Below are 24,474 nucleotides of genomic sequence, written 5' to 3'. Positions count from 1 at the left end.
AGCGGGCGCGTCCCGCAGGAGTTTAGACAAAGATGACCGAGCGGTTCGATCCCGCACAGGCGGACACGCGCTGGCAGGCTGCGTGGGACGAAGCGCAGAGCTTCCGCGCCGACGACACCTCATCCAAGCCGCGCAGCTACGTGCTGGAGATGTTCCCGTATCCTTCGGGCCGCATCCATATCGGCCACGTCCGCAACTACACGATGGGCGACGTGCTGGCGCGCTACAAGCGGATGAAGGGCTTCGAGGTCCTGCACCCGATGGGCTGGGACGCCTTCGGGATGCCCGCCGAGAACGCGGCGATGGAAAAGGGCGTCCACCCCGGCGGCTGGACGCGCGAGAACATCGCCAACATGAAGGCTCAGCTCAAGCGCCTCGGCTTCGCGCTCGACTGGAGCCGCGAACTGGCGACCTGCGAACCGGAATACTACGGGCAGGAACAGGCGCTGTTCCTCGACCTCTACGAACACGGCCTGGTCTACCGCAAGGAATCGGCGGTGAACTGGGATCCGGTCGACCAGACCGTTCTGGCGAACGAGCAGGTGATCGACGGGCGCGGCTGGCGCTCGGGCGCGCTGGTCGAGAAGCGCAAGCTCTCCCAGTGGTTCCTCAAGATCACCGACTTCGCCGACGAACTGCTGGACGGCCTCTCCACGCTCGACAAGTGGCCCGAGAAGGTCCGCACGATGCAGGAGAACTGGATTGGCAAGTCGCAGGGCCTGCAGTTCAGCTTCGACCTTTCCACGGGTGGCAAGGTTGAGGTCTACTCGACTCGCCCGGACACGATCTTCGGCGCCAGCTTCGTCGCCGTCGCCGCCGATCACCCGATCGCGCAAGGATGCGCCGAAGGCCGCCCCGAGGTTCAGGACTTCATCGCGTTGTGCAAGCAGGGCGGCACCACCGCCGCAGAGCTTGAAACGGCGGAGAAGCTGGGCTTCGATACCGGCATCACCGCGAAGCACCCGTTCACGGGCGCGCCGCTGCCGGTCTACATCGCCAACTTCGTGCTGATGGACTACGGCACCGGCGCGGTCATGGCCGTTCCCGGCCACGACCAGCGCGACTTCGAATTCGCCACCAAGTACCAGTTGCCGATCGCGCGCGTCGTCGCTGCGAGCGCCGAGGAAGCTGACAAGTCTTTCGATGGCGAATCCGAGGCCGGCGACGGCGTTCTCGTAAACTCCGACTTCCTCGATGGCATGAGCGTTGCTGAGGCCAAGGCCGCCGTCATCGCCCGCGCCGAGAGCGAAGGCTGGGGCGAGGGCAAGACGGTGTGGCGCCTGCGCGACTGGGGCGTTTCGCGCCAGCGCTACTGGGGCACGCCGATCCCGTTCATCCACTGCGAGGTCTGCGGCGTAGTGCCGGTGCCCAAGAAGCACCTCCCCGTCGTGCTGCCCGAGGACGTCGATTTCCAGACGCCCGGCAACCCGCTGGTGCGTCACCCGACCTGGAAGCATGTCGATTGCCCGCAGTGCGGCCACCCGGCTCGCCGAGAGACCGACACGCTCGATACTTTCGTCGATTCCTCCTGGTACTTCCTGCGCTTTGCAAGCCAGCCCGACGACCGCCCGTTCGACCCGGCAAAAATTGCCGAGTGGCTTCCGGTGGAGCAGTACATCGGCGGCATCGAGCATGCGATCCTGCACTTGCTCTACGCCCGCTTCTGGACCCGCGCGCTGGCCCGCATCGGCAAGATCGAGGTCAAGGAGCCGTTCGGCAGCCTGTTCACCCAGGGCATGGTCACGCATGAGACCTATGCCCGCGTGAATGAAGCCAACGGCCAGCCGATTTACTTCGCGCCGAGCGAAGTGGAGCGCACCTCCGAAGGCGCGACGCTCAAGGCCGATGGCGCAGCCGTTGAAGTCGGCCGCGTCATCAAGATGTCGAAGTCGAAGAAGAACGTCGTCGATCCCGACGAGATCGTCGCGACTTACGGCGCCGACGCGATCCGCTGGTTCATGCTCTCCGACAGCCCGCCCGAGCGCGACCTGCCCTGGTCGGAAGCGGGCATCGAAGGCTGCGGCCGCTTTGTCCAGCGCCTGTGGCGCCTGTTCGCGCAGTATGACGCGGCGGCGACCGGCGAGGACAAGGCGATCGACCGCAAGGTCCACCAGACCGTCGATGCCGCAGCGCGTGACATCGAATCGCTCGGCTTCAACAAGACCGTGGCGCGCATCTACGAACTGACCGGCGCGGTGGAGAAGGCCCAGCCCTCCGCCAGCCGTTCCGCCGCGATCCGCACACTGCTGCTGCTGGTGTCGCCGATGATGCCGCACCTCGCCGAAGAGGCCTGGTCCTCGATCGGAGAGGGCCTGATCGCCGACGCCGCATGGCCCGAAGTCGATCCGGCACTCCTGGTGGATGACGAGGTCACCGTGGCCGTCCAGGTCAAGGGCAAGCTGCGCGATACCCTCACCGTCGCCAAGGGCACGTCGAAGGAAGACCTCGAGGCGCTTGCCCTTGCCAGCGAGAAAGTGCAGCGTGCACTTGATGGTGCGGAAATTCGCAAGGTGATCGTGGTGCCCGACCGACTGGTAAATCTCGTCGCGTGAAGGCTTTAGTCGCCCTCACCGCCGCCGTGCTGCTCGCCGGGTGCGGGTTGCAGCCGATGTATGCCGGCGGCGGTAACGCCGCCGTCGCGCAAGGGCTTGCCGCCGTCGAAGTCTCGGCGATCCAGGGCAAGGCGGGCTGGCTAGTGCGCAATGCGCTGGTCGATGAACTTGGCGTATCGGGCGCGAAGGGCGTCACGCCGAAGTATCGGCTGGATGTGCGCCTCGACGACAAGCTGGAAAGCTTCGCGCTGCTCTCGGACGATACCGTGGGCCGCGAACGGCGTACACTGCGCGCGCGTTATCAACTGGTGGACGTGGGCAGCGGCGAGGTCGTGCTTGACCAGACTGCCGGCTCCGACGCAGGCATCGACGTCGTTTCTTCGGACTATGCGACGATCGCCGCCGAGCAGACCGCACTCGAGAATATGTCCAAGGACATTGCCACGCGCATCGTCACCAACATCGCGCTGCGTCTGCGCGGTGAAACCGCCCAGTAAAGGGCTGTGAAGGCCACCCAGAAGGAGTTCGCGGGCCTTGCCCAGCGTGCTGCCCGCGATGCCCGCGTCTTCTTCTTCTGCGGCCCTGATGAGTCGGGGGCCTCCGATGCTGCGGCGAAAATCCTCTCGCTGCTTCCCGAACCCGGCGAACGGATCGAAATGTCGGGTGCAGAATTGCGCCGCGATCCCGTCCGTCTCGGCGATGAGGCCCGCTCCACTTCCCTGTTCGGCGGCACGCGACATATATGGGTTCGAGCACAGGGCGACGAGGCGCACGATGCCGTACAGACCCTGCTTGAGAACGACGTCGAGGGATGTCCGGTCCTGATCGTCGCGACCGGTGCAACGGACAAGTCGCGGACCGCCAAGCTGCTTGCAGGTCGACCCGATGGCCTTGTCGCCATGTTCTACCCGCCGGACCTGGCTTCGGCGACAGCATCGGTACGGACGATGGCCAATGCCGCAGGCCTCAAGCTGGGCAGCGAGATCGCCGAGTGGATCGCGCGGGGAGCAGGTCTCGATACGCGGCTTGCCCGTTCGGAAGTGACCAAGCTGGCGGTCTATCTCGATGCATCCCCCGAAACTCCGCGACCGGTCGCAGCAAAAGATCTCGATGCCATAGGCGCATCGACCGAGGATGACGATTTCTCCCCGCTCGTGGATGCGGTGCTCGGGGGCAAGCGAGAGATCATTGGCTCCGAACTGAAGCGGATGCGTGAGCAGGGCATGAACCCGGTAGGCCTGCTGCTTGCGTTCGAGCGCAGGACCGCCCAGCTTGCGGGCCTCAATGCACGTCTGGGCGACAGCCGCGACGTTGCAGGCTTCCTGAAGGCGGAGGCCGGCGCACGGCGGATATTCTGGAAAGACCAACCGGCGTTGACTGCCCAGTTGCAGGTTTGGCGTGGCTATCGCCTCGAACGGCTTGTCGCGCGACTGGTCGGGCTTCATCAGGCCCTGTTGGCTAACAGTCAGGATGCGGAACTGCTATTGGCTGACGGTCTTTTGACAATTGCAAGATCGGCGCGTCCTAATTCAAAACGACCGACAATTACCACGTCCTGACAGAAACCGCTTTTAGGGTTGCCTCTTCAGTACATACGGGCATATACCTATTGCGCCGCAGCATGATGTCCGTGCTGCTCGCGCTGAGGTTCTGATGAGGGAGGCATTCAGCGTGAATTTGCAAGCCCGGGTGCTACCAGCATGAACGCCCCGTTTGCTGCAGGTTTGCTCGCCAAGGAGCGGGCCGATGTCGATGATCTGCTCGTTGCTCCGTCGCTCGAGCGGCGTCGTCTGCAATGCTATCTTTCCCTCGTCGTCGGCGACATCGCTTCGATTTTCATCGGCTTCGCTACAACCGGGTATATTCTTGCAGGATCTCAGGGTCTTGCCGAGAGCATGGTCCATGCTCAATTGATTCTTCCGATCTTCCTGACATTGGCGCTTTACAACGGTGCCTATTCAACCGCTTCGTTGCAGGATGGCTGGAAAGGCGTATTCCGCGCGTTGCTGGCTATCGTAATTGCCGTAGTCGTCGTGGTCTTCGTGCAGTTCCTGATCCGGCCGGATGCGGACGTTTCGCGCTCCGGCTTCAATGGTGGCGCTCTTGCGGCGATGGCCGTCATTGCGTGGATGCGTCTGCAGTTGCGCAGTTTCGTGCGCTGGCGTTGTGGCGACAACATCATCAACGAACTCATCATCGACGATGGCGGACCTCAAGTGCAACTGCGCGGAGCGATCCGCATTTCAGCGGCCGGAATGGGCCTGCGCCCCAACCTCAATGACCCGAATGCGCTGGATCGCATAGGTCTCGTCCTCCGCAATATCGATCGTGTGATCGTAAGCTGCCCGGCAGGACGGCGCGCTGAATGGGCGATGATGCTCAAAGGGGCGAACGTGGATGGCGAAGTGCTCGACGACGAAGTTGCGCGTCTTGGCGCACAAGGCGCGCGTGTTGTCGGCAAGCACGGGCTGTTGATGGTATCCGCTGGCCCGCTCGGGCTGCGTGATCGTGCCGTCAAGCGGCTGTTCGATGTCGCCTTCGCGGGCGGCGCCATTCTCGCCTTGTCGCCGCTGCTGATCGTGGTGGCATTGGCCGTGAAGCTGCAGGACGGAGGGCCGGTATTCTTCACCCAGCGCCGCATGGGCCGCGGCAATCGCTTCTTCAACATGTACAAGTTCCGTTCGATGACGCAGGCTCTGGGCGATGCGACCGGTTCGGTCTCCGCCTCGAAAGACGACAAGCGCATCACCACTGTCGGCCGTTTCATTCGGCGTACCAGTATCGATGAGCTGCCGCAGTTGTTCAACGTGCTGCTCGGCGACATGAGCCTGGTCGGTCCCCGGCCGCATGCCACGGGGTCGCTGGCGGGTGACAAGCTGTTCTGGGAAGTCGATCTGCGTTACTGGCAGCGCCATTCGTTGAAGCCCGGCCTGTCGGGCCTCGCCCAGGTGCGCGGCTTCCGTGGTGCGACGGATCATGAATCGGACCTCGTCAACCGCCTCCAGGCGGATCTTGAGTACCTGGAGGGGTGGACGATTATGCGTGACCTGCAGATCATCTTCCTGACCATGCGTGTCCTGGTGCACGACAGGGCTTTCTGAGGCCCTGCTTGCCGACCTAGCCAAGCGCTACCCAAGTGGCGCTACCTGCGGCATTGCGCAGGCAAATGTATGCGGTGTCGGCTGTTCCGGTGGCTCTTACTATGACTTGTCTGCCCAGCCACAGATTGCTCGGCGGAGGGAGCGACGCGAAGGTTTCAGGGGTCGACGTCACCGGTTTACGAACATGCAGCCCTCGCGCCAGGCCGATATACGTGCAGTTGAGAGCATCGCCCGTCGCTGAAGACAGGAAGCCGATCTTGATGGACTGGTTCGGCGTCGCATTCCAGAAGGGGAGTCGCCAGGTTATGTCTTCGCCGGCGCCATCGACCAGTACAGCATCGACGAACGTGGAGAAGCTGCCGCCAGTCTGCTGAGCGAATAGTCTGGGCAGGCCGGCCGTTCGGCGTCCTTCGAAGATCAGGGTATTCCAGCCGTGCGGCACGTTGACCGCTTTGACCATCTGATATCCTGCGGCATTGAACGTCACCGAATGGCCGGCGAACGTGCTATAGCCGTCCGCCACCTCCGACACTGTCGGAGGCGACCCGCCCCCTGAGATCGCAGTATCCGTCAGGCTCAGGGGCGTAGACCCCGGCAGCAGATTTCCGGCGCTCGTCCGGTCGATGACCGGATCCTCTATCCGGGCATCCTGGTACTGCATGGAGATTGCGTGAAGTGACACGTCGGCCGTGAATGGCCAGGCGCCGCTCCATTTGAAACGGCCCCTGTTGACTATCGCCTTCCAATTGGCTGAGCCCATCATTGCCAACGCAAACGTACAGTTGGTAAGCCTTACATTCTGAAGTCTCGGCAGTGACGCTTGACCGATGTATATGCTGCCTTTTCCCGTTCCGCCGGTCCCGCCGTGGTCTATGGTCTTGCACTGATCGAAATGGGCGCCAATCTCGATGAGATTTGCGATGTAATGGGCATAGCCCTGCGCTGCCGCTGGCATGGCGCCGCCGGCGGTCGAATACCCGGGAGCGCCTATCCCTTCGACATGCACCTGTCTGCATTGAATGTTCTTGCAGGATCGGAGGTAGGCAATGCCTGAACCGACGGTCATTGCATCGACCTGCTCCAGCGTAAATTTATCCACTCCCGAAATCGAGCCAATACCATTTACCTGTTGTATATAGAACTGACGCATCGATAACTGGGTGCTGTCGCGCCGTTCTGCTCCGCCCCCGATCTGGAATACCTGATCGACATTTATAATATCCATATTGGACATTTCCAGAAAATCGATCTGATCGGCTATGATCAGTCCTGTTCCCTGGCGCTGATTTCCGTCGAGAGTATTGAAGTCGATACAATTCGCCTTGATCTTCATCCCGGCACCCGGGTTGTTGGAAGAGTATCGAAAATCAAAGATCATGCAGTTTCCGCGGATCACGAGATCGCGGACGACCAGCGTATGACTGACGTCCCTTTGCTTGTCGTTCTGGAAAACCGGGCGGGCGTAATCTGATCCGAAGTTGACGTTGAGCCGCGCGCCGTTACCGACCACGACACAGCGGTACGCCGGACAAGTAAGGCTTCCCGCAATTTGATAACTTGCGCCCTTGGCCAGTATCAAGCACCCGGTCGATAGGGCGGCCTGCAGCGCTGCCGTATCGTCTCCCCCGCTCGGGAGAACCGGTGCGATACCTAGCGAGAGTTCGGAAACCGTCTGCAGACTGTCGCCGCTTTCCGTGAAGATGAGTGCAGCGCCTTTGCCCGGTTCGTTCGAGGCGAAGGAGCGCGCTTGCGCTACGGCCATTCCGCGCGCGATTACATCGATGGGCATGGATGTTCTCCAGACGAGGCTGTGCGATGAACTTTTGGTCGCTGGGTTACTGGGACAGGCGATATTGCAGGGAACCGGACGCTATATCGGCGAGGAGGTAGAGCGCGGCGCCCGCTTCGTATTCCTCCCAGACGACTTCGCAGGCATTGGAGGTGAAACTGGCCCAAGGCTCGCCTGCCAGGGTAAGTGGCTGGAGCGTCGCGCCGCCATCGGTGGATCGCGCTATGATGACATTTCCCTGCCAGATGCCCGCCAGCGCCAGGAAAACCGGTCGGGCGGGCGCAGGAATGAACGGACCGGCGGTTGTCTGCGCCTGGGCTGATCCGGTGAGCGGTGAGGATGCGGGCGGTTGAACGGATGTGACCGGCAGCGGTCGGCCAGGCTCAACGATCGACAGGTCGCCGCCGGACGACGCGGCAAAGCCTACGGCAAATGCAGGCGCATACCCGGCAGGCACGGAAATGGGGTTGTTTGGCATCGGGACTCCTCAGACACGAAGGAAACCCGAAACCAATTACGCACATTATCGGCTGTAGGAAAATGTCTTTTGGTTAATTTCATCGAGCCGAGGCAGGCCGGGAAGTTACTTTCCGTTCTGCTTGGGCACTGAAAACGTGCCGGAAACACGCCCGTTCGGTCCGGCCGAAGCGGAAGACACGCCGCTCTTGAGGTCGACAACCAGCCGTCCGCCGCGCAGGACGTCGCCGTTGCTGCGCTTGATCGTGGCATTGCCGGTCATCGTGATGATGCGCTGGTTGAAGTCGTAGACGCCGACATCACCCGTCGCAGTCTCGTCAGGGCGCGAAACGACCACGCCGCCGCTTGCCGTGATGCGCTGGATCTGCATCGAGCCCTGGTTGGTGAAGTTCACTACCGTGCGTGCCGCGCGCAGGCGCAGTTCAGCCTGCTTCACATCGACGTTGCCGGACAGGATCACGCGATCCTGCTTGTCCTGCAGTTCGATGCGGTCGGCGGCGTAGTCCACCGGGGCGTTGGAGTTGTGGCCGTTGAAGACCTGCGCGCCCAGTTGCTGCGACCCGGCAAGGGCGGCAAGGCCCAGCACCGGCAGGGCCAGCGCGGTACGGTAGAGCATGCGGGGGGCGGCGGTCATTGCGGTATCCTGAGTTTGCCCGGCGTCATGCGCAGGCGGGCGTTGCCTTCGAGGGTCACGGTGCGGTTCTCGAGGTCGGCCTTCATCGAATCGGCGCGGAATGTGCCGGTTGGCACAGTGCCATCGACACCGCCGGAACCCACGGCCGTCTTCTGCTTCACATCGACGGCGACGTTGCGTGTGGTCATCTTGTACCCGTCGGGAGCGGCGAAGTTGACCGGACCGTCGATGGCGATCTGCTCGCTGTCGTAGTTGTAGGCGCCGCGCGGAGCAACGATTTCAGCCGGGCCGTCGTTGAGGTTCAGCAGGGCCTTGAGGCCCAGCATCTCGACGATCGGCGTGGTCGCGCTCTTCTGCACGGCCGTACCGGCGTTGACGGTGAAGTCGCGGTTCTTGTTGTCCTTGCCGCGATAGGCGGCATCGTCCGCGCGCAGGCGTTCATTGGTGATCGCCACCTTGTTGCGGTCAAGCAGGAAGCTGATCTCGCCGCGCGGGGACAGCGGGACCAGGATCATGACGGCAGCGACGAGGCCGATGCCGGCCGGAAGCACCTTGGCAAGCAGTCCGACGAGTCGATCATGCGAGCCGCCGGGCCGGGCGAAATGCCGGCGGCGGTTCTGGATCTGTACGGCTTCGACGGACATGGCGCTTCAGGTAACTCCCGTAGACGGGTCAGGCTGCTTCGTGGCTGAAGATGTCGTGGTCCGGCCAGCCCGCAAGGTCCAGACGGGCGCGCGCCGGAAGGAAATCGAAACAGGCCTGGGCGAGTTCGGTGCGGTTTTCGCGAGCGAGGCGCACGACGAGGATTTCGTGCATCGCGTGCAGATAGCGCACGTCGGACGCGGCGTAGTCTTTCTGCGCGTCGGTCAATTCCGGGGCGCCCCAGTCGCTCGACTGCTGCTGCTTGGATACTTCCTTGCCGAGCAGTTCGCGCACCAGGTCCTTCAGGCCGTGGCGGTCGGTGTAGGTGCGGACCATCTTGCTGGCGATCTTGGTGCAGAACACCGGTGCTGCAGTGACGCCGAGATAGTGCTCGATCGCGGCGAGGTCGAACCGGGCGAAATGGTACAGCTTCAGCCGCGCCGGATCGGCCAGCACGGCCCTCAGGTTCGGGGCGGCGTAATCGCTGCCGGGCTTGAAGCGGACGAGGTGCTCGTCCCCCTTGCCGTCCGAAATCTGCACAACACAGAGCCGGTCACGGGCGGTGATGAGGCCCATGGTCTCGGTGTCGATAGCGACGGGACCCGGCGCGAGCACGCCTTCGGGGAGATCTTCTTCGTGGAGATGGACAGCCATGATCCGAAAATGCTTAGGGACTGGCTGGCGGTTTCGCAATGGCGCGCGCACTGAGGCGCGGGTTTTTCGGGAAGGTTGAGGGCATGTCGGCAACACAGGACGTCCAGGCCATTCCGGAGAACTGGGCTCCCGCGCTGGCGCCGGTGCTCGCCACGCCCGAGGCGCGCAAGCTGGGCGGCTGGCTCAAGGCTGAGGAAGCGGCGGGCAAGGTGATCTATCCCCCGCGCGGCACCCGGCTGCGGGCGCTGGAACTGACGCCGCTCGATCAGGTGCGCGTGGTGATTCTGGGGCAGGACCCCTACCACGGGCCGGGGCAGGCGCATGGCCTGTCGTTCTCGGTGCAGGAGGGGGTGAAAGTGCCGCCCTCGCTGGTGAACATCTACAAGGAACTGGCGACCGACTGCGGTGTCGTAGCGCCGGGGCACGGCAATCTGGAGCACTGGGCGCGGCAGGGCGTGCTGCTGCTGAACAATGCGCTGACGGTGGAGGCCGGGCAGGCCGGCTCGCACCAGAAGCGCGGCTGGGAAGCGATCACCGACGCCGCCGTCGCGGCGGTGGCGGCGAAGACGGAGCCCTGCGTGTTCATGCTCTGGGGCAGTCATGCGAAGAAGAAGGCGCTGAGCGTGGCGGGCCTGATGGAGAGCCATCATCTGGTCCTGACGGCGCCGCATCCCAGTCCACTGTCGGCCTATCAGGGGTTCTTCGGCTGCGGCCATTTCAGCAAGGCGAATGCGTTTCTCGTGGCGCGTGGGCGCGGTACGATCGACTGGTGATTCCGGGACGACGAGTCAGGCCGAACGGCCTTCTATCGCCTCGTCCATCACGTAGTGGCTCATTGCACCGCCGACCGAGAGATCGCCGAAGCAGGCCCGGAACCTGCCGAATGCTTCGAGTGTGCGGGCGTTCTGGTGGGCTTCCATCGATGTCCACACGACGTTGAAGGTGAACTTCGAGGGGTTCTCCACCCCGCGTCCGAAGCGGGCGGAGACGACGCCCTCGCAGGTGGCGAGGTGGGCTATCCCAGCATCACGCATGGCGCTGGCGAACTGGTCTTCGGCTCCGGGACGTACTTCGATTTCCGCGATTTCGAGCAGCATTGCGGTTCTCCCTTTGGGTGCGGAGAGAGCCGGGCGATGGGTTCGGGGTCAAGGCGGCGGGAGAAATGATCGCGCGGGCGTGGTGCATGCGGTGAGGGCTTCGACAAGCTCAGCCTGAGCGGGTTGGAGAGCCGTTCTTTAAATTCCGCTCAGGCTGAGCTTGTCGAAGCCCCCGAGGCAAGGCGCAACGAAAAAGGGGCGCACCTTTCGGCACGCCCCCTCTCAATCCGATAACGCCGCAAATCAGCGCCGCAGCTGGCTCACGCCCATCAGCGCTTCGTCTACCGAACGTGCGCACTGGCGGCCTTCGCGGATCGCCCAGACGACCAGCGACTGGCCGCGGCGCATGTCGCCGCAGGACCAGATCTTCTCGTCGCTGGTGCGGTACTCGAAGACGTTCGCCTTGACGTTGCCGCGCGCGTCCAGTTCGACGCCCGACTGGTCGAGCATGCCGGCCTTGCGGGGGCCGAGGAAGCCCATCGCGAGGAAGATTAGGTCGGCTTCGAGCGTGAACTCGCTGCCTTCGATCTCCTGCATCTTGCCGCCCTTCCACTCGACGCGGACGCATTCGAGGCCCTTGACGTCGTTGTCGCCGATGACGCGCTTGGTCAGCACAGCCCAGTCGCGGGTCGCGCCTTCCTCGTGGCTCGACGACGTGCGCAGCTTGAGCGGCCAGAACGGCCACGACAGCGCCTTGTCTTCCTTTTCGGGCGGGCGGGGCATGATTTCCAGCTGCGTCACCGAAGCGGCTCCCTGGCGGTTGGAGGTGCCCACGCAGTCCGAACCGGTGTCACCACCGCCGATGACGATGACGTGCTTGCCGGTGGCCGACAGGGTGCCGCGCGGGGCGGCGCGCAGCTCGTCGTCGCCCGCATTGCGCTTGTTCTGCTGGGTGAGGAATTCCATCGCGTAGCGCACGCCGGGAAGTTCGAAGCCGGGGATCGCGAGCGGGCGCGGGTCTTCCGCGCCGCCGGCGAAGACCACCGCGTCGAAGTTTTCCTTCAGCGAGGCGACCGAGACGGTGACGCCCACTTCGACCGAGGTCTTCACCTCGACACCTTCCGCCATCATCTGCACGAGACGGCGGTTGATGAGGTGCTTCTCCATCTTGAAGTCGGGGATGCCGTAGCGCAGCAGTCCGCCGACGCGGTCGTTCTTCTCGAACAGCGTCACCGAGTGACCGGCGCGGGCCAGCTGCTGGGCGCAGGCCATGCCCGCCGGGCCGGAGCCGACGACGGCGACCGACTTGCCGGTGCGCTTCTCAGGCACCTGCGGCGTGATCCAGCCTTCCTGCCATCCCTTGTCGACGATCGCGCATTCCACCGACTTGATGGTCACGGGTTCGTCGATGATGTTCAGCGTGCAGGCGGCCTCGCACGGGGCGGGGCAGATGCGGCCGGTGAACTCGGGGAAGTTGTTGGTCGAGTGTAGGACTTCGAGAGCGTTCTTGAAGTCGTCCTCATAGACCAGATGATTCCAGTCCGGGATGATGTTGTTGACCGGGCAGCCGGTGTGGCAGTGCGGCACGCCGCAGTTCATGCAGCGCGACGCCTGTGCCTTCAGCGCCTCGGGCGAGAGGGGGACGACGAACTCGTTGTAGTTCTTGAGGCGATCCTCGACCGGACCGTACGTACGGTCCTTGCGGTCGAGTTCGAGGAAGCCGGTTTCCTTGCCCATCTTGATACGTTCCTAAATCTTATTCTGCTGCGACCGAGGCGGCTTCGAGGCGTTCGGCCTCCTGCTGGCGCAGGGCCTTCGCGAAGTCGCGCGGCATCACCTTGACGAACTTGCCCAGCGTGTTCGACCAGTCGTCGAGCAGCGCGCGGGCTCGCTTCGAGCCGGTGTGCAGGTGGTGGCGTTCGAGCAGGATGCGCAGGCGCTCCGCATCGTGGCGCAGCATGTCGCCCATGCCCAGGTCGCGGACCGAGACGGTGCGCTGCTGGGGACGGCCGGTTGCCCCAAGGTCATTGGCGTCCTCGTCGGCTTCGGCCGAGATCGGCTGCAGGTCCACCATCGAGGGGTTGACCAGCTTCGCGAACTCGCCGTCCTCGTCGTAGACGTAGGCGATGCCGCCCGACATGCCTGCCGCAAAGTTGCGGCCGGTCTTGCCCAGCACCATTACGACGCCGCCAGTCATGTACTCGCAGCCATGGTCGCCGCAGCCTTCCACGACCGCGATCGCGCCCGAGTTGCGGACCGCGAAGCGCTCGCCACCGACGCCGTTGAAGAACGCCTCGCCGGAGATCGCGCCGTAGAGCACGGTGTTGCCGACGATGATGTTCTTCGTGGGATCGCGATCGACGTGGCCGGGCTGGCGCACGATCACGCGGCCACCCGACAGGCCCTTGCCGACGTAGTCGTTGGCATCGCCGGTCAGGTCGAGCGTGACGCCGTGGGCAAGCCAGGCGGCGAAGCTCTGGCCGGCGACGCCGGTGAGCTTCACGTTGATCGTGTTGTCGGGAAGGCCGTCATGGCCGTAGCGACGCGCCACCTCGCCCGAGAGCATCGCGCCGACCGTGCGGTTGACGTTGATGACGGGCTTTTCGATGCGGACGGCTTCGCGCTTTTCCAGAGCATCGGCAGCGCCCTCGATCAGCGCGTTGTCCAGCGCGTGTTCAAGGCCGTGGTCCTGCACTTCGCTCCAGCCCAGCGAGGGGCCGTCGCCCAGCGGCGCCTGGTAGAGCACCTTCGAGAGATCGACGCCCTTGGCCTTCCAGTGGCTGATGGCCTTCTTCATGTCGAGGCGATCGACGCGGCCGACCATCTCGGGAATGGTGCGGAAGCCGAGTTCGGCCATGATCGCGCGCAGTTCTTCCGCCACGAAGAAGAAGTAGTTGATGACGTGCTCGGGCTGGCCGGTGAAGCGCGCGCGCAGCACCGGGTTCTGCGTGGCCACACCCACCGGGCAGGTGTTGAGGTGGCACTTGCGCATCATGATGCAGCCTGCCGCGATCAGCGGCGCGGTGGCGAAGCCGAACTCCTCGGCGCCGAGCAGGGCTGCAACCGCGACGTCGCGGCCGGTGCGCAGGCCGCCGTCGGCCTGAACCACCACGCGGCTGCGCAGGTTATTGAGCAGCAGGGTCTGCTGGGTTTCGGCCAGGCCGATCTCCCAGGGCGAGCCCGCGTGCGTCAGCGAGGTCAGCGGCGAAGCGCCGGTGCCGCCTTCGTAGCCCGAGATCGTGATGTGGTCCGCGCGCGCCTTGGAGACGCCCGCCGCAACCGTGCCCACGCCGACTTCGGACACCAGCTTGACCGAGACGCGGCTGGTCGGGTTCACGTTCTTGAGATCGTGAATGAGCTGCGCGATGTCTTCGATCGAGTAGATGTCGTGGTGCGGCGGCGGCGAGATCAGGCCGACGCCCGGGGTCGAGTGACGGGTGGCGCCGATGGTCTTGTCGACCTTGTCGCCCGGCAGCTGGCCGCCTTCGCCGGGCTTCGCGCCCTGCGCCATCTTGATCTGGATGTCGTCGGCGTTGACGAGGTACTCGGTGGTGACGCCGAAGCGGCCAGAGGCAACCTGCTTGATCGACGAGCGCATCGTGTCGCCGTTGTCCAGCGGCTTGAAGCGCTTGGGGTCTTCGCCGCCTTCGCCGGTGTTCGACTTGCCGCCGATGCGGTTCATAGCCACGGCCAGCGTGGTGTGGGCTTCCCAGCTGATCGAACCGTAGCTCATCGCGCCGGTGGCGAAACGCTTCACTATCTCGCTCGCGGGCTCGACGTCGTCGATGTGGATCGACTGGCCGGGCACGAAGTCCATCAGGCCACGGATCGTGAGCATGCGCTCCGACTGGTCATTGATGGTCTGCGCGAAGGCGCGGTACTTTTCGGGCACGTTGCCGCGAACGGCGTGCTGGAGCAGGCCGATGTTCTCGCTGGTCCAGGCATGTTCCTCGCCGCGCACGCGCGATCCGTAGATGCCGCCCACGTCGAGCATGTTCTTGAACACCGGGTTGTCGCCGTAAGCCGCATCGTGGCGGCGCACGGTCTCTTCCGCGATCTCGGCAAGGCCCGCGCCCTCGATGGTGGTGGCGGTTCCGGAGAAGTACTTGTCGACGAACGCGGTGGACAGGCCGACCGCGTCGAAGATCTGCGCGCCGCAGTACGACTGGTAGGTCGAGATGCCCATCTTGGACATGACCTTACGGATGCCCTTGCCGATGGCGTAGACGTAGTTCTTCGCCGCCTGCTCGGCCGAGACCGGCAGGTTCTTGCGGACCCGCATTTCCTCGATGGTTTCCAGCGCGAGGTAGGGGTTGATCGCTTCGGCGCCGTAGCCTGCCAGAGCGCAGAAGTGATGCACTTCGCGCGCTTCGCCTGTTTCGACGACAAGGCCGGTCTGCATGCGCAGGCCCTGACGGACGAGGTGGTGGTGGACGGCCGCCGTCGCCAGCAGCGCGGGCATGGCGATCCGGTCCGGGCCGACGCTGCGGTCGGACAGGATCAGGATGTTCTTGTCCGCCAGCACCGCTTCGGTCGCGGCCCAGCACATTTCCTTGATCGCCAGCTCAAGCCCTGCGGCCCCTGTCTTGGCGTCCCAGGTCATGTCGATGGTGCCGGTGCGGAACGCGCCGTCGAGCGCGGCCTCCACCGAGCGGATCTTGGCGAGGCCGAGGTCGGTCAGGATCGGCTGGCTGACTTCGAGGCGCTTGTGCGTGCCGGCGTCATGACCCAGCAGGTTCGGGCGCGGGCCGATCATGGTGACCAGGCTCATCACCAGTTCCTCGCGGATCGGGTCGATCGGCGGGTTGGTGACCTGCGCGAAGTTCTGCTTGAAGTAGTCGTAGAGCAGGCGCGACTTGTGCGACAGCACCGGGATCGGCGTGTCGGTGCCCATCGAACCCAGCGGATCGTCGGCGTTGACGGCCATCGGTTCGAGGAAGCGCGTGGTGTCTTCCTGCGTGTAGCCGAACGCCTGCTGGCGATCGAGCAGCGTGCCGGTGGGCTTGGGCAGCTCGGCCAGTTCGGGTTCGATCACGTCGAGATCGGCCAGCTTGTACTGCGTGCGGTCGAGCCACTCTTCGTAGGGCTCGGCCTCGGCCAGCTTGGTCTTGATCTCCTCGTCCTCGATGATGCGGCCTTCCTCGAAGTCGATCAGCAGCATGCGGCCGGGCTGGAGACGCCACTTGCGCACGATGTTGTCTTCCTTGATCGGAAGGACGCCGCTCTCGGACGCCATGACGCACAGGTCATCGTCGGTGACAAGGAAGCGCGCGGGGCGCAGGCCGTTGCGGTCCAGCGTGGCGCCGATCTGGCGGCCATCGGTGAAGGCGACGGCGGCGGGGCCGTCCCACGGCTCCATCAGCGCGGCGTGGTATTCGTAGAACGCGCGGCGTTCCGGGGTCATCAGCGGGTTGCCCGCCCATGCCTCGGGCACCAGGATCATCATGGCGTGAACCATCGAGTATCCGCCCGCGATCAGCAGTTCGAGCGCGTTGTCGAGGCATGCGGTGTCCGACTGGCCGTGCGGGATCAGCGGCCACATCTTGTCGAGATCGGCGCCGAGCAGCTCGGATTCCATGGTGCGGCGGCGCGCGTTCATCCAGTTCACGTTGCCGCGAACCGTGTTGATCTCGCCGTTGTGTGCCATGAAGCGGAACGGGTGCGCCAGCTTCCAGCTGGGGAACGTGTTCGTCGAGAAGCGCTGGTGCACGAGGCCGAGGGCCGAGACGAATTCCGGGTTGCGCAGATCGTCGTAGAACGAGCCCACCTGGGTCGCCAGCAGCAGGCCCTTGTAGACGATCGTGCGGGTCGAGAAGCTGGGCATGTACAGCTCGGTGAGCCCCGGCATGTCATGCTTCTCGGCCAGTGCCGCCAGCGGATTCTGGGTCTGCTTGCGGATCGCCAGGATCTTGCGCTCGAAGGCGTTCTGGTCGGCGCAGCTTTCACCGCGGCCGACGATGCACTGGCGGATCACCGGCATCGATTCGAGCACGGTCTTGCCGAGGCCGTCGAGCGTGACGGGCACGTCGCGCCAGCCGATCAGGTGCTGGCCTTCCTTCTTGATGAACTTCTCGAAGATCGAGACGATCATCTCGCGCGCGGCATCGTCCTGCGGCAGGAAGCACATGGCGACCGCGTAGTCGCCCGCCTGCGGCAGTTCGAGGCCCTCGGAAGTGGCCCAGGTGCGCAGCAGCGCATCGGGAATCTGGGTGAGAATACCAGCGCCGTCGCCCAGCAAGGGGTCGGCGCCCACCGCACCGCGGTGGTCGATGTTTTTCAGAATCTCCAGAGCCTGGGTAATGATCGCGTGGTTTTTCTGGCCCTTGATATGGGCGACGAAGCCCACACCGCAGGCGTCGTGTTCATTGCGCGCGTCATAGAGGCCCTGGGGCTTAGGAAATCCCATCGATATAAACCCATCCTGTGTTTTTTTGGTGCCGTTTGGCAGGGGATCACTTGGGCATGCCTGCGGACTCGCACCGAATCGTGCGAACGACCCCACGCGGCATAGTGACCCCACGGTCCCCATGACGATTCAGCGACCGTTTTGCAATGGCGAACACGGCTGGCTGCGCAGCAAGATGGCGTGAACGACGGATTTCCCGGCATTTTATTATCAAAAACCCCGCCCGGATTGCGCCGGACGGGGGTTTTCGAATCCGCTTGAGGAGGTCGAGGGACGGTTTCAGGCCGCTCCGCTCATGCGCTGCAGCGTGGCGAGCGCCGCGCGCAGGGCGCGTTCGGTAGCTTCCGGATCGTTGCGCGGAGCGTCGAACGGGCGTTCCTCGTACTCAGCCGGGGCTTCCCCGGTCGGATCGGGGAGGAGAACCGGGCGGCCGAACGGCGCCGCTTCTTCGATTTCCTCGTCAGCGACTACCGGGGTGGCATGGGCGATCTCGTCGCCCGCCTCATCGGGGTCGCCGAACTGGAGGAAGGGCTTGCGCACCGCCGCGTGGCGCGAAAGGTTGAACAGCGAGGCGTAGCCCTGCTGCAGGACGGTGTCCTCCTCTTCGTCGCCGGTGTCCTCTTCGGCCTCGAACGCGGTGTTCGGGAACGGGCTGGACGGGAAGGGGATGGCCGCATGCGGGTCGAACTCCGGATGCTCCTCGTTCGAGGAAAAGCCGATGTGGCGCGGCGGGGCATAGCCTTCCAACGGTTCGACGGCATCGTCGATCGGGTCGAGAGCAACCGGGCGAAGTGCGCTCGGCACGGCGGTGGGCCATGAGGGCGCCGAGGCTGCCGGTTCGGCTTCGGGTAGATGTGCTTCGACGTAGCCGTGCTGCTCTTCGGGCTCGGCTTCGACGAGCGGGGCGGCGAAGGGGGCGACGATCGCCTGCGGCACCACCACGGCTGCCTCGGCGGCACGGCGCGCATCCTCGCGGCGGCGCTCCATGGCGAGGGCGAGGCGTTCGAGCAGTTCGACCTGCGACAGCGAGCCGAGGTCGGCATCGGCGATGCGGACGCTCGACCGCGGTTCCTCCACGGTATCAACGAAAGTTTCGGCCGGAGCTTCCGGCTCCGCTTCGAAGGGAGCCGCGAAGGGCGCGGGCTCTTCGTGGAAAGCGACGATCTCGATGGCGGAGGACGCTTCGTCGGAAGGCGATTCTTCCGCAGCAGGTGCCGCGAAGGCCGGTACGGACCACGCAGGCGCTTCTTCCGCTTCGAGTTCGGCCTCGGGCGCGCCCCAGTCGCCTTGCGGCAGGCGCGGCAGCAGCTTGAAGCCGGGCGCGGCTCTTTCGAGGCTGGAGGTGGAGCCAGCCAGCGGTTCTTCGATGGCTTCCGGCACCGCGTCGGTCACTACATCGCTGCGCGGCGAGAGTTCGCGCGAATAGGCTTCGAACAGACGACTGCCGACGGGAGCCTCGACCTCTTCGCGCGCGGCCTCTTCGGCGGCTTCGAGTTCGGCCTTGAAGATCTGCGCGCCCGGAGGCGTCGTGAACACGCCGCGATCGGCCGTGAAGGTCGCTTCGGGTTCGCGCCATGCGGTTTCGGCGTCAAGCCATGCGGGCAGGTTGTCGTCTGCGTCGGTGTCTTCGGCGGCGCTTTCGATGGCAGCGGCTTCCACCGGACGGCGGAAGGCGGGCTGGTCGTGCGCTTCGTCGAAGCTGTCGATGTCGAAATCGGCGACATTGAGGATTCGAGGGTCGGTCGGTGCGCCGGGCAGCGGTGCGCGTTCCTCGACGACCGATGCGGCTTCGGGCTCGATGGCGAGCGCGCGGCGACGGCGCGCGGTCGATGCCGGTGCAGCAGCGGCTTGCGCGATCTCATCCGTTTCAGCGGTGTCGGCTCCGGGCAGGGCGGCGGGGCGGGCGATGCGCCGGGCGATCAGGCCGCCGATCGCAGCGCCGAGGCCGGTCATGCCGAGCGCCAGCAGGATACGCATGGTCGTGCCGAGCGGCGGCGCGGCCATCGGGATCACCTTGTCGATGCCGAGCGCCAGCACCAGCCCCTCGATCGTCGAGGAACTGACGATCACGCTGCCGAGCCCGGCCAGCGCGCCGAACCACAGAGCGACGATAGCCGGGAACAGCGGGTGGCGTGTGATCGGCTGTCCGCCGGTGCCCCCGCCTGCGCTCTCGGCGCCGCTCTCGATGGTGAGCTTGGTGTCGGCCACTGCATTACCCTTATGTCTTGAACCGGGACCTGTGCTCACGCGGCGGCTCCCAGCCCTGCTTGATCGGTCTTTGCTGCCAGCATTTGGTAAACGAGAGGATAACGACGGGCGTTCTCGGCCCAGTCGTGCCGGGTTTCCACGTGCTTGCGGCCCGCAATCCGGTAGGATTCCCACTCGTCACGGGCATCGAGCAGCCGCGCCAGCGACTCGGCGCAGGCGGATGCATCGTCGGGGGTGAACAGCACTCCGGTCAAGCCGTCGGTGACAAGCTCGCGGTGGCCGCCGACGTCGCTGGCGGCGACGAGCTTGCCCTGCGCCATCGCTTCGAGGGGTTTCAGCGGCGTGACGAGGTCGGTCAGGCGGCTCTTCTTGCGCGGGTAGGCCATGACGTCGCACAGCGCGTAGTAGCGATCGACCTCGTGGTGCGGAACGCGGCCGACAAAGTGGATGGCCCCGGCTGCGGGCGAGGCTGCCGCCTGCGCGCGCAGGGCCTCCTCGCGCGGTCCGCCGCCGACCATCAGCAGCTTGGCGCGCGGCTGGCGGGCAACGAGAGCGGGCATCGCGTCGATCAGGACGTCGAGGCCTTCGTAGTCGTAGAAGCTGCCGATGAAGCCGATGACGGGGCCGTCGAAGCCGAGCTGCGCGGCAAACGCCTCGTCACGCGGCAGCGGCGTGCCGAACAGGGCGAGGTCGACGCCGTTGGGCATGACGGTGATCTTGTCCTCGGGAATCCCGCGCGTGGCGAGGTCGGCGCGCAGGCCCTCGCAGATCGTCACCACCGCGTCGGCCTTGCGCACCACATGCGTTTCGAGCGCATGGGTGAGGCGGTATTTGAGCGAACCCTCGCTGCCGGTGCCGTTGCCGACGGCGGCGTCCTCCCAGAAAGCGCGAATCTCGTAGACGAGGGGGATGCCGTACTTGCGGGCGACCTTGAGCGCGGCCTGTCCGCACAGGACCGGCGAATGGGCGTGGATGACGTCGGGACGCCATTGCTGGACGACCTTCTCGATGCCCGCCGCGAACAGGGCGATCTCACGCCACTCGCGCACGACCGGAGGGCCGGAAGCCTTGCCGCCGACGCGGTGGAACAGGAGGCCGTCGTGCTCCTCGACCACGCCGTCGCCTTCATTGTAGCGCGGGCCGGTCACGCCGCGCACGTCGAGGCCCAGCGCGTGCTGCGCTTTCAGGATCGCGCGCGTGCGGAAGGTATAGCCGCTGTGGATCGGCAGCGAATGGTCGAGCACGTGAAGGATGCGGGTCATAAGCTGCATTTCCTAGCGGGGAACGCTTAACGTGCCGTCAACTTGCCGCTGCTAACGCGGCTGTCGATGGTCGATATCCTCGCCCTTGCCATATCGCATGGACTGCTGCTGCTCGCTGCCTGGCGTCTGCTGTGGCGGGCTGACCTCGATTCGGAAGGGACCGATTCGCAAGCCCGGCCGCGTCGCAGGCCGGGAGCGCCGATGCGTGTGAACCGGCCCATCGAGGACGGGGACGGCGGCGATGCTTAACCTTGCGCTGACCGGCTTCTTCGCGGCGATGATGCTGCTCGGCTTCAAGCGGCCGTTCCTGTGGGTACTGTGCTACCTCTACGTCGATATCGTCGCGCCGCAAATCATCTCGTGGGGGTTCCTGACGCGGCTGCCGATCTCGCTGATCGCCTTTACAGCGGCGTTCCTGGGATGGCTGGTGTTCGACGACAAGCGCGATTCGCGCTTCACATGGCGGCAGGGCCTGATCGGCGTGCTGCTGCTCTACTGCGCCGTGACGACCTTCACCGCCGACTATCCCGAGGAAGCGCTGACCAAGTGGTCGTGGGTCTGGAAGGCGCTGGTCTTCGCGCTGTTCCTGCCGCTGACCCTGCGCACGCGCCTCAGGATAGAAGCCGTGGCGCTGGCCATGGTGCTCTCGGCCAGTGCGTTGATCATCGACGGCGGCCTCAAGACCGCGATGGGCGGCGGCGGCTACGGCAGCCTCATCATCTTCGTGGAGAACAACACCGGCCTTTATGAAGGCTCGATCATCTCCTGCGTCGCCATCGCGCTGATTCCCGTCGCGGTGTGGCTGGCGCGATACGGCACGATCTTTCCGCCGGACTGGAAAGTCTGGCTGTTCACCGGGGCGCTGATCTTCGCCTGCTCGCTGATCCCGATCGGCACCCAGGCCCGCACCGGCCTCGTCTGCCTGGCGATTCTATGCGGGCTCTACTTGCGCACGGCGAAGAACCGCGTGCTGATCTCGGCCGGTATGGCCGCGGCGCTGGTGATCGTCGTGCCATTCCTGCCGCAATCCTACATGCAGCGCATGAACACGATCGAGGATCACAAGTCCGACCAGTCCGCCAGCACCCGAATCGGCGTGTGGAAGTGGACGCTGGGCTATGTGAAGGATCACCCGATGGGTGGCGGCTTCGAGGTCTACTTGTCCAGCAAGGTCGCCTACGACACCGTTTCCAGCCAGACCACCGGCAGCACCGTCACGATCACCCGCACGCCTGTCGTCGAGACAGGCCGAGCTTTCCACTCCAGCTATTTCGAGATGCTGGGCGAGCAGGGCATCCCGGGTTTCGGACTGTGGCTGCTGCTGCAGCTTTCGGGCGTGGTGCAGATGGAACTGATCCGCCGTCGCTGGAAGGACCGCAAGGACCCGGACGAAGCCTGGGCCGCCCCGCTCGCGGTGGCGCTGCAACTGGCGCAGGTGGTCTACATGATCGGCTCGCTGTTCGTGGGCATCGCGTTCCAGCCCTTTATCCTCATGCTGATCGGGCTGCAGTGCGGCCTTTGGAGCTATCTCAAGCGCATCGACCGGCCGGCAGAGCGTCTGCGCCGCGCGCGCCAGCCCATGCGAGTCGCGAGCCCGGTGGCGGGTTAAGAATCGGGTCGCCTCAAATCGTTTGCACTTTCCCTCCCAGCGTCCTTAACATTAACCACCGGCCACCGTTCTGGTGAGCAATGGCGCGGTTCGCGCGCCGTGACGTTGGAATGACCCGTTGGAGTTGCTTAAGGGATTATCCGGCGTTTACGACGAATTAACCTTTAACCTTCATTGGTCATATGGTTAATACAACGCAATGTCCGCAAACGGCTGCGTCAGCCGCGGGCATCGGGGGCAAGAAGGAACCGACCCATGCGAGTGCTGCTGATCGAGGATGAACCGACCACGGCCCGGGCCATCGAGCTCATGCTGACGGCGGAAGGATTCAACGTCTACTCCACCGATCTGGGCGAGGAAGGCCTCGATCTGGGCAAGCTGTACGACTACGACATCATCCTTCTCGACCTCAACCTGCCCGACATGCACGGCTACGATGTTCTCAAGAAGCTGCGCGTCGCCAAGGTGCAGACGCCGGTGCTGATCCTGTCGGGCATCTCGGAGATGGACAGCAAGGTCCGCTCGTTCGGCTTCGGCGCGGACGACTACGTGACCAAGCCGTTTCACCGCGAGGAACTGATCGCCCGCATTCACGCCGTCGTGCGCCGTTCCAAGGGCCACTCGCAGTCGGTCATCCGCACCGGCAAGCTGGTCACCAACCTCGACGCCAAGACGGTCGAGGTCGATGGCGCCCGCGTGCACCTGACCGGCAAGGAATACGCGATGCTGGAACTGCTCTCACTCCGCAAGGGCACCACGCTGACCAAGGAAATGTTCCTCAACCACCTCTACGGCGGTATGGACGAGCCCGAACTGAAGATCATCGACGTCTTCATCTGCAAGCTGCGCAAGAAGCTCGCGCATGCCTGCGGCGGCGCGAACTACATCGAGACGGTGTGGGGCCGCGGCTACGTCCTGCGCGACCCGGACGAGGCTGCCGAAGCGGCCTGATTCGACATTACCCTGCACCCCTTGCAGGAACCAAGGCGGCCTGCCCTCTCGAGGGGCGGGCCGTTGTTTTGTGTGACGATCACACCAGCAGCGCCACCACCGACAGCAGCGCCGCCGTCACCACGGCATTGAGCGCCATCGCCAGACTCGCCATCGCGCCAGCCGTCGCGTCCACCTGAAACGCCCGCGCGGTTCCGATCCCGTGTGCGGCGACGCCGAGGGCAAAGCCGCGCGCGCGGTAATCGCGCAGGCCCAGCGCATTGAGCAGCGGCGTCGCGACCATCGCACCGAAGACGCCCGCGAACAGCACGATCACCGCCGCCAGCGCCGGAACGCCGCCCAACTGCCCCGCCACCGCCATTGCGACGGGCGTGGTGGTCGCCCTCGGCGCGATCGAGGCGAGGATATCGCGCGGCGCGCCGAACAGCGCCAGCACGCCGACCGCACTGACGATCGAGGTCACCGCGCCCGCACCCAGCGCCAGCACGATCGGTATGGCCAGCCGGCGAATGCGTGCCCGCTCGCGCCAGATCGGCACCGCCAGCCCGACGACCGCCGGGCCGAGCAGGAAGCTGACCGGGAAGGTCGCGGCCTTGTATGTCTCGTAGGAGGTGCCGCTCGCCAGCAGCAAGGCGATCAGCACCGGGGTGGCCCAGAGCACCGGATGGAGCAGCGGATGGCGGTCGCAGCGCTTCGATAGGGTGTCGAAGATCTCGAATACGCCCAAAGTGACCGTCAGCCAGAGCAGCGGTGTCGCCAGCAGTGGAGGATCGCTCACGCCTCGCCCTCCGGCGCGAAGCGGGCGAAGGCCCAGCGGAATACCAGCGCCGTCACGATCAGCGTCAGCAGCGTGGAGGCGAGCGTGGCCGTCACCAGCCCCACGCCGTACCGCGAAAGAACCGGGCCTTCCTCGATCAGCCCGACGGCGGCGGGGACGAACATGATGGACAGGTGCGCGGTGAGCCAGCCGGTCACCACGGTCAGCGTCGGCCGCTCGCGCGGGACCAGCGCCAGCCATCCGACCAGCAGGACCATGCCGATGACCGCGCCGGGCAGGGGCAGGCCGGTGATGCGATGGATCGCTTCGCCCGCAAGCTGGCAGACGAGGAGGAGGAAGATGGCGCGCAGCATAGTTGGGATAAAGCAGGGCGA

19 protein-coding genes are annotated in these 24,474 nt (G+C 65.0%); 7 read left to right on the top strand and 12 right to left on the bottom strand.

Translation table 11 applies throughout. The features are described from left to right. Positions 1-32 precede the first annotated feature (32 nt). The 4 genes from leuS (at position 33) to ACODRZ_RS03645 (ending at position 5,653) form a co-directional block, all read left to right on the top strand. Positions 33-2,552: a leucine--tRNA ligase gene (gene leuS / locus ACODRZ_RS03660; RefSeq protein WP_488969507.1), complete on the top strand. Its 2,520-nt coding sequence runs from the start codon at positions 33-35 to the stop codon at positions 2,550-2,552. Then, positions 2,549-3,049, top strand: a complete 501-nt coding sequence (gene lptE, locus ACODRZ_RS03655; RefSeq protein WP_488969506.1) for an LPS assembly lipoprotein LptE — start codon at positions 2,549-2,551, stop codon at positions 3,047-3,049. The genes leuS and lptE overlap by 4 nt, the downstream gene beginning before the upstream one ends. Before the next feature lie 6 nt (positions 3,050-3,055). Further along, positions 3,056-4,111 (top strand): DNA polymerase III subunit delta, encoded by a 1,056-nt coding sequence (gene holA / locus ACODRZ_RS03650; protein ID WP_488969505.1) that lies wholly within the window; start codon positions 3,056-3,058, stop codon positions 4,109-4,111. Positions 4,112-4,252: 141 nt separating this feature from the next. After that, the gene (locus ACODRZ_RS03645) at positions 4,253-5,653 is read left to right on the top strand and encodes a sugar transferase (protein ID WP_488969504.1); all 1,401 of its coding nucleotides are present in this window, start codon (positions 4,253-4,255) and stop codon (positions 5,651-5,653) included. A 16-nt stretch (positions 5,654-5,669) separates the two neighbouring features. Here ACODRZ_RS03645 and ACODRZ_RS03640 read toward each other — a convergent pair whose 3' ends face one another. The 5 genes from ACODRZ_RS03640 to ACODRZ_RS03620 all read right to left on the bottom strand — a co-directional run bounded on the left by ACODRZ_RS03640 (position 5,670) and on the right by ACODRZ_RS03620 (position 9,849). Next, complete coding sequence (locus ACODRZ_RS03640) at positions 5,670-7,442, bottom strand: hypothetical protein (protein WP_488969503.1); 1,773 nt, start codon at positions 7,440-7,442, stop codon at positions 5,670-5,672. Positions 7,443-7,488: 46 nt separating this feature from the next. Beyond that, entirely contained in the window at positions 7,489-7,920 is a 432-nt protein-coding gene (locus tag ACODRZ_RS03635) for a hypothetical protein (RefSeq protein ID WP_488969502.1), read from the bottom strand. Between the two features lie 105 nt (positions 7,921-8,025). Further along, positions 8,026-8,553, bottom strand: a complete 528-nt coding sequence (locus ACODRZ_RS03630) for an LptA/OstA family protein (RefSeq protein WP_488969501.1) — start codon at positions 8,551-8,553, stop codon at positions 8,026-8,028. Beyond that, the gene (lptC, locus tag ACODRZ_RS03625) at positions 8,550-9,197 is read right to left on the bottom strand and encodes an LPS export ABC transporter periplasmic protein LptC (protein WP_488969500.1); all 648 of its coding nucleotides are present in this window, start codon (positions 9,195-9,197) and stop codon (positions 8,550-8,552) included. The genes ACODRZ_RS03630 and lptC overlap by 4 nt, the downstream gene beginning before the upstream one ends. Before the next feature lie 28 nt (positions 9,198-9,225). Next, on the bottom strand, positions 9,226-9,849 hold the full coding sequence (locus tag ACODRZ_RS03620; RefSeq protein ID WP_488969499.1) for a ribonuclease D: 624 nt from the start codon (positions 9,847-9,849) through the stop codon (positions 9,226-9,228). 83 nt (positions 9,850-9,932) lie between these two features. Here ACODRZ_RS03620 and ACODRZ_RS03615 point away from each other — a divergent pair, with 83 nt between their 5' ends. Continuing rightward, the gene (locus ACODRZ_RS03615; RefSeq protein WP_488969498.1) at positions 9,933-10,622 is read left to right on the top strand and encodes a uracil-DNA glycosylase; all 690 of its coding nucleotides are present in this window, start codon (positions 9,933-9,935) and stop codon (positions 10,620-10,622) included. A gap of 15 nt (positions 10,623-10,637) precedes the next feature. Here ACODRZ_RS03615 and ACODRZ_RS03610 read toward each other — a convergent pair whose 3' ends face one another. The 5 genes from ACODRZ_RS03610 to ACODRZ_RS03590 all read right to left on the bottom strand — a co-directional run bounded on the left by ACODRZ_RS03610 (position 10,638) and on the right by ACODRZ_RS03590 (position 20,762). Further along, a complete protein-coding gene (locus ACODRZ_RS03610) occupies positions 10,638-10,946 on the bottom strand; it encodes a putative quinol monooxygenase (RefSeq protein WP_488969497.1) in 309 nt (102 codons plus the stop codon). A 243-nt stretch (positions 10,947-11,189) separates the two neighbouring features. Then, positions 11,190-12,623, bottom strand: a complete 1,434-nt coding sequence (locus ACODRZ_RS03605; protein ID WP_488969496.1) for a glutamate synthase subunit beta — start codon at positions 12,621-12,623, stop codon at positions 11,190-11,192. A 19-nt stretch (positions 12,624-12,642) separates the two neighbouring features. After that, a complete protein-coding gene (gene gltB / locus ACODRZ_RS03600) occupies positions 12,643-17,292 on the bottom strand; it encodes a glutamate synthase large subunit (protein WP_488969495.1) in 4,650 nt (1,549 codons plus the stop codon). Between the two features lie 279 nt (positions 17,293-17,571). Beyond that, entirely contained in the window at positions 17,572-19,500 is a 1,929-nt protein-coding gene (locus ACODRZ_RS03595; protein ID WP_488969494.1) for a hypothetical protein, read from the bottom strand. 35 nt (positions 19,501-19,535) lie between these two features. After that, positions 19,536-20,762 carry a TIGR04063 family PEP-CTERM/XrtA system glycosyltransferase gene (locus tag ACODRZ_RS03590; protein WP_488969493.1) on the bottom strand — a complete coding sequence of 409 codons (1,227 nt, stop codon included), beginning with the start codon at positions 20,760-20,762 and terminating at the stop codon, positions 19,536-19,538. A gap of 241 nt (positions 20,763-21,003) precedes the next feature. Between ACODRZ_RS03590 and ACODRZ_RS03585 the strand changes: the two genes are divergently transcribed. Both ACODRZ_RS03585 and ctrA read left to right on the top strand, forming a co-directional pair. Further along, on the top strand, positions 21,004-22,371 hold the full coding sequence (locus ACODRZ_RS03585; RefSeq protein WP_488969492.1) for a putative O-glycosylation ligase, exosortase A system-associated: 1,368 nt from the start codon (positions 21,004-21,006) through the stop codon (positions 22,369-22,371). 255 nt (positions 22,372-22,626) lie between these two features. Further along, positions 22,627-23,322: a response regulator transcription factor CtrA gene (gene ctrA / locus ACODRZ_RS03580; protein ID WP_008832472.1), complete on the top strand. Its 696-nt coding sequence runs from the start codon at positions 22,627-22,629 to the stop codon at positions 23,320-23,322. Positions 23,323-23,401: 79 nt separating this feature from the next. Here the strand turns inward: ctrA and ACODRZ_RS03575 are convergent, their stop codons facing one another. Together ACODRZ_RS03575 and ACODRZ_RS03570 are read right to left on the bottom strand one after the other, a co-directional pair. Next, a complete protein-coding gene (locus ACODRZ_RS03575; RefSeq protein ID WP_488969491.1) occupies positions 23,402-24,100 on the bottom strand; it encodes an LrgB family protein in 699 nt (232 codons plus the stop codon). Next, entirely contained in the window at positions 24,097-24,453 is a 357-nt protein-coding gene (locus ACODRZ_RS03570; RefSeq protein ID WP_488969490.1) for a CidA/LrgA family protein, read from the bottom strand. Before ACODRZ_RS03570 ends, ACODRZ_RS03575 begins: the two co-directional genes overlap by 4 nt. Positions 24,454-24,474: the final 21 nt, after the last annotated feature.

This window comes from Novosphingobium sp. FG90, assembly GCF_057808725.1.
The sequence above is the reverse complement of the archived record's forward strand: the minus strand, read 5'-3'. Positions and strand labels throughout refer to the sequence as shown.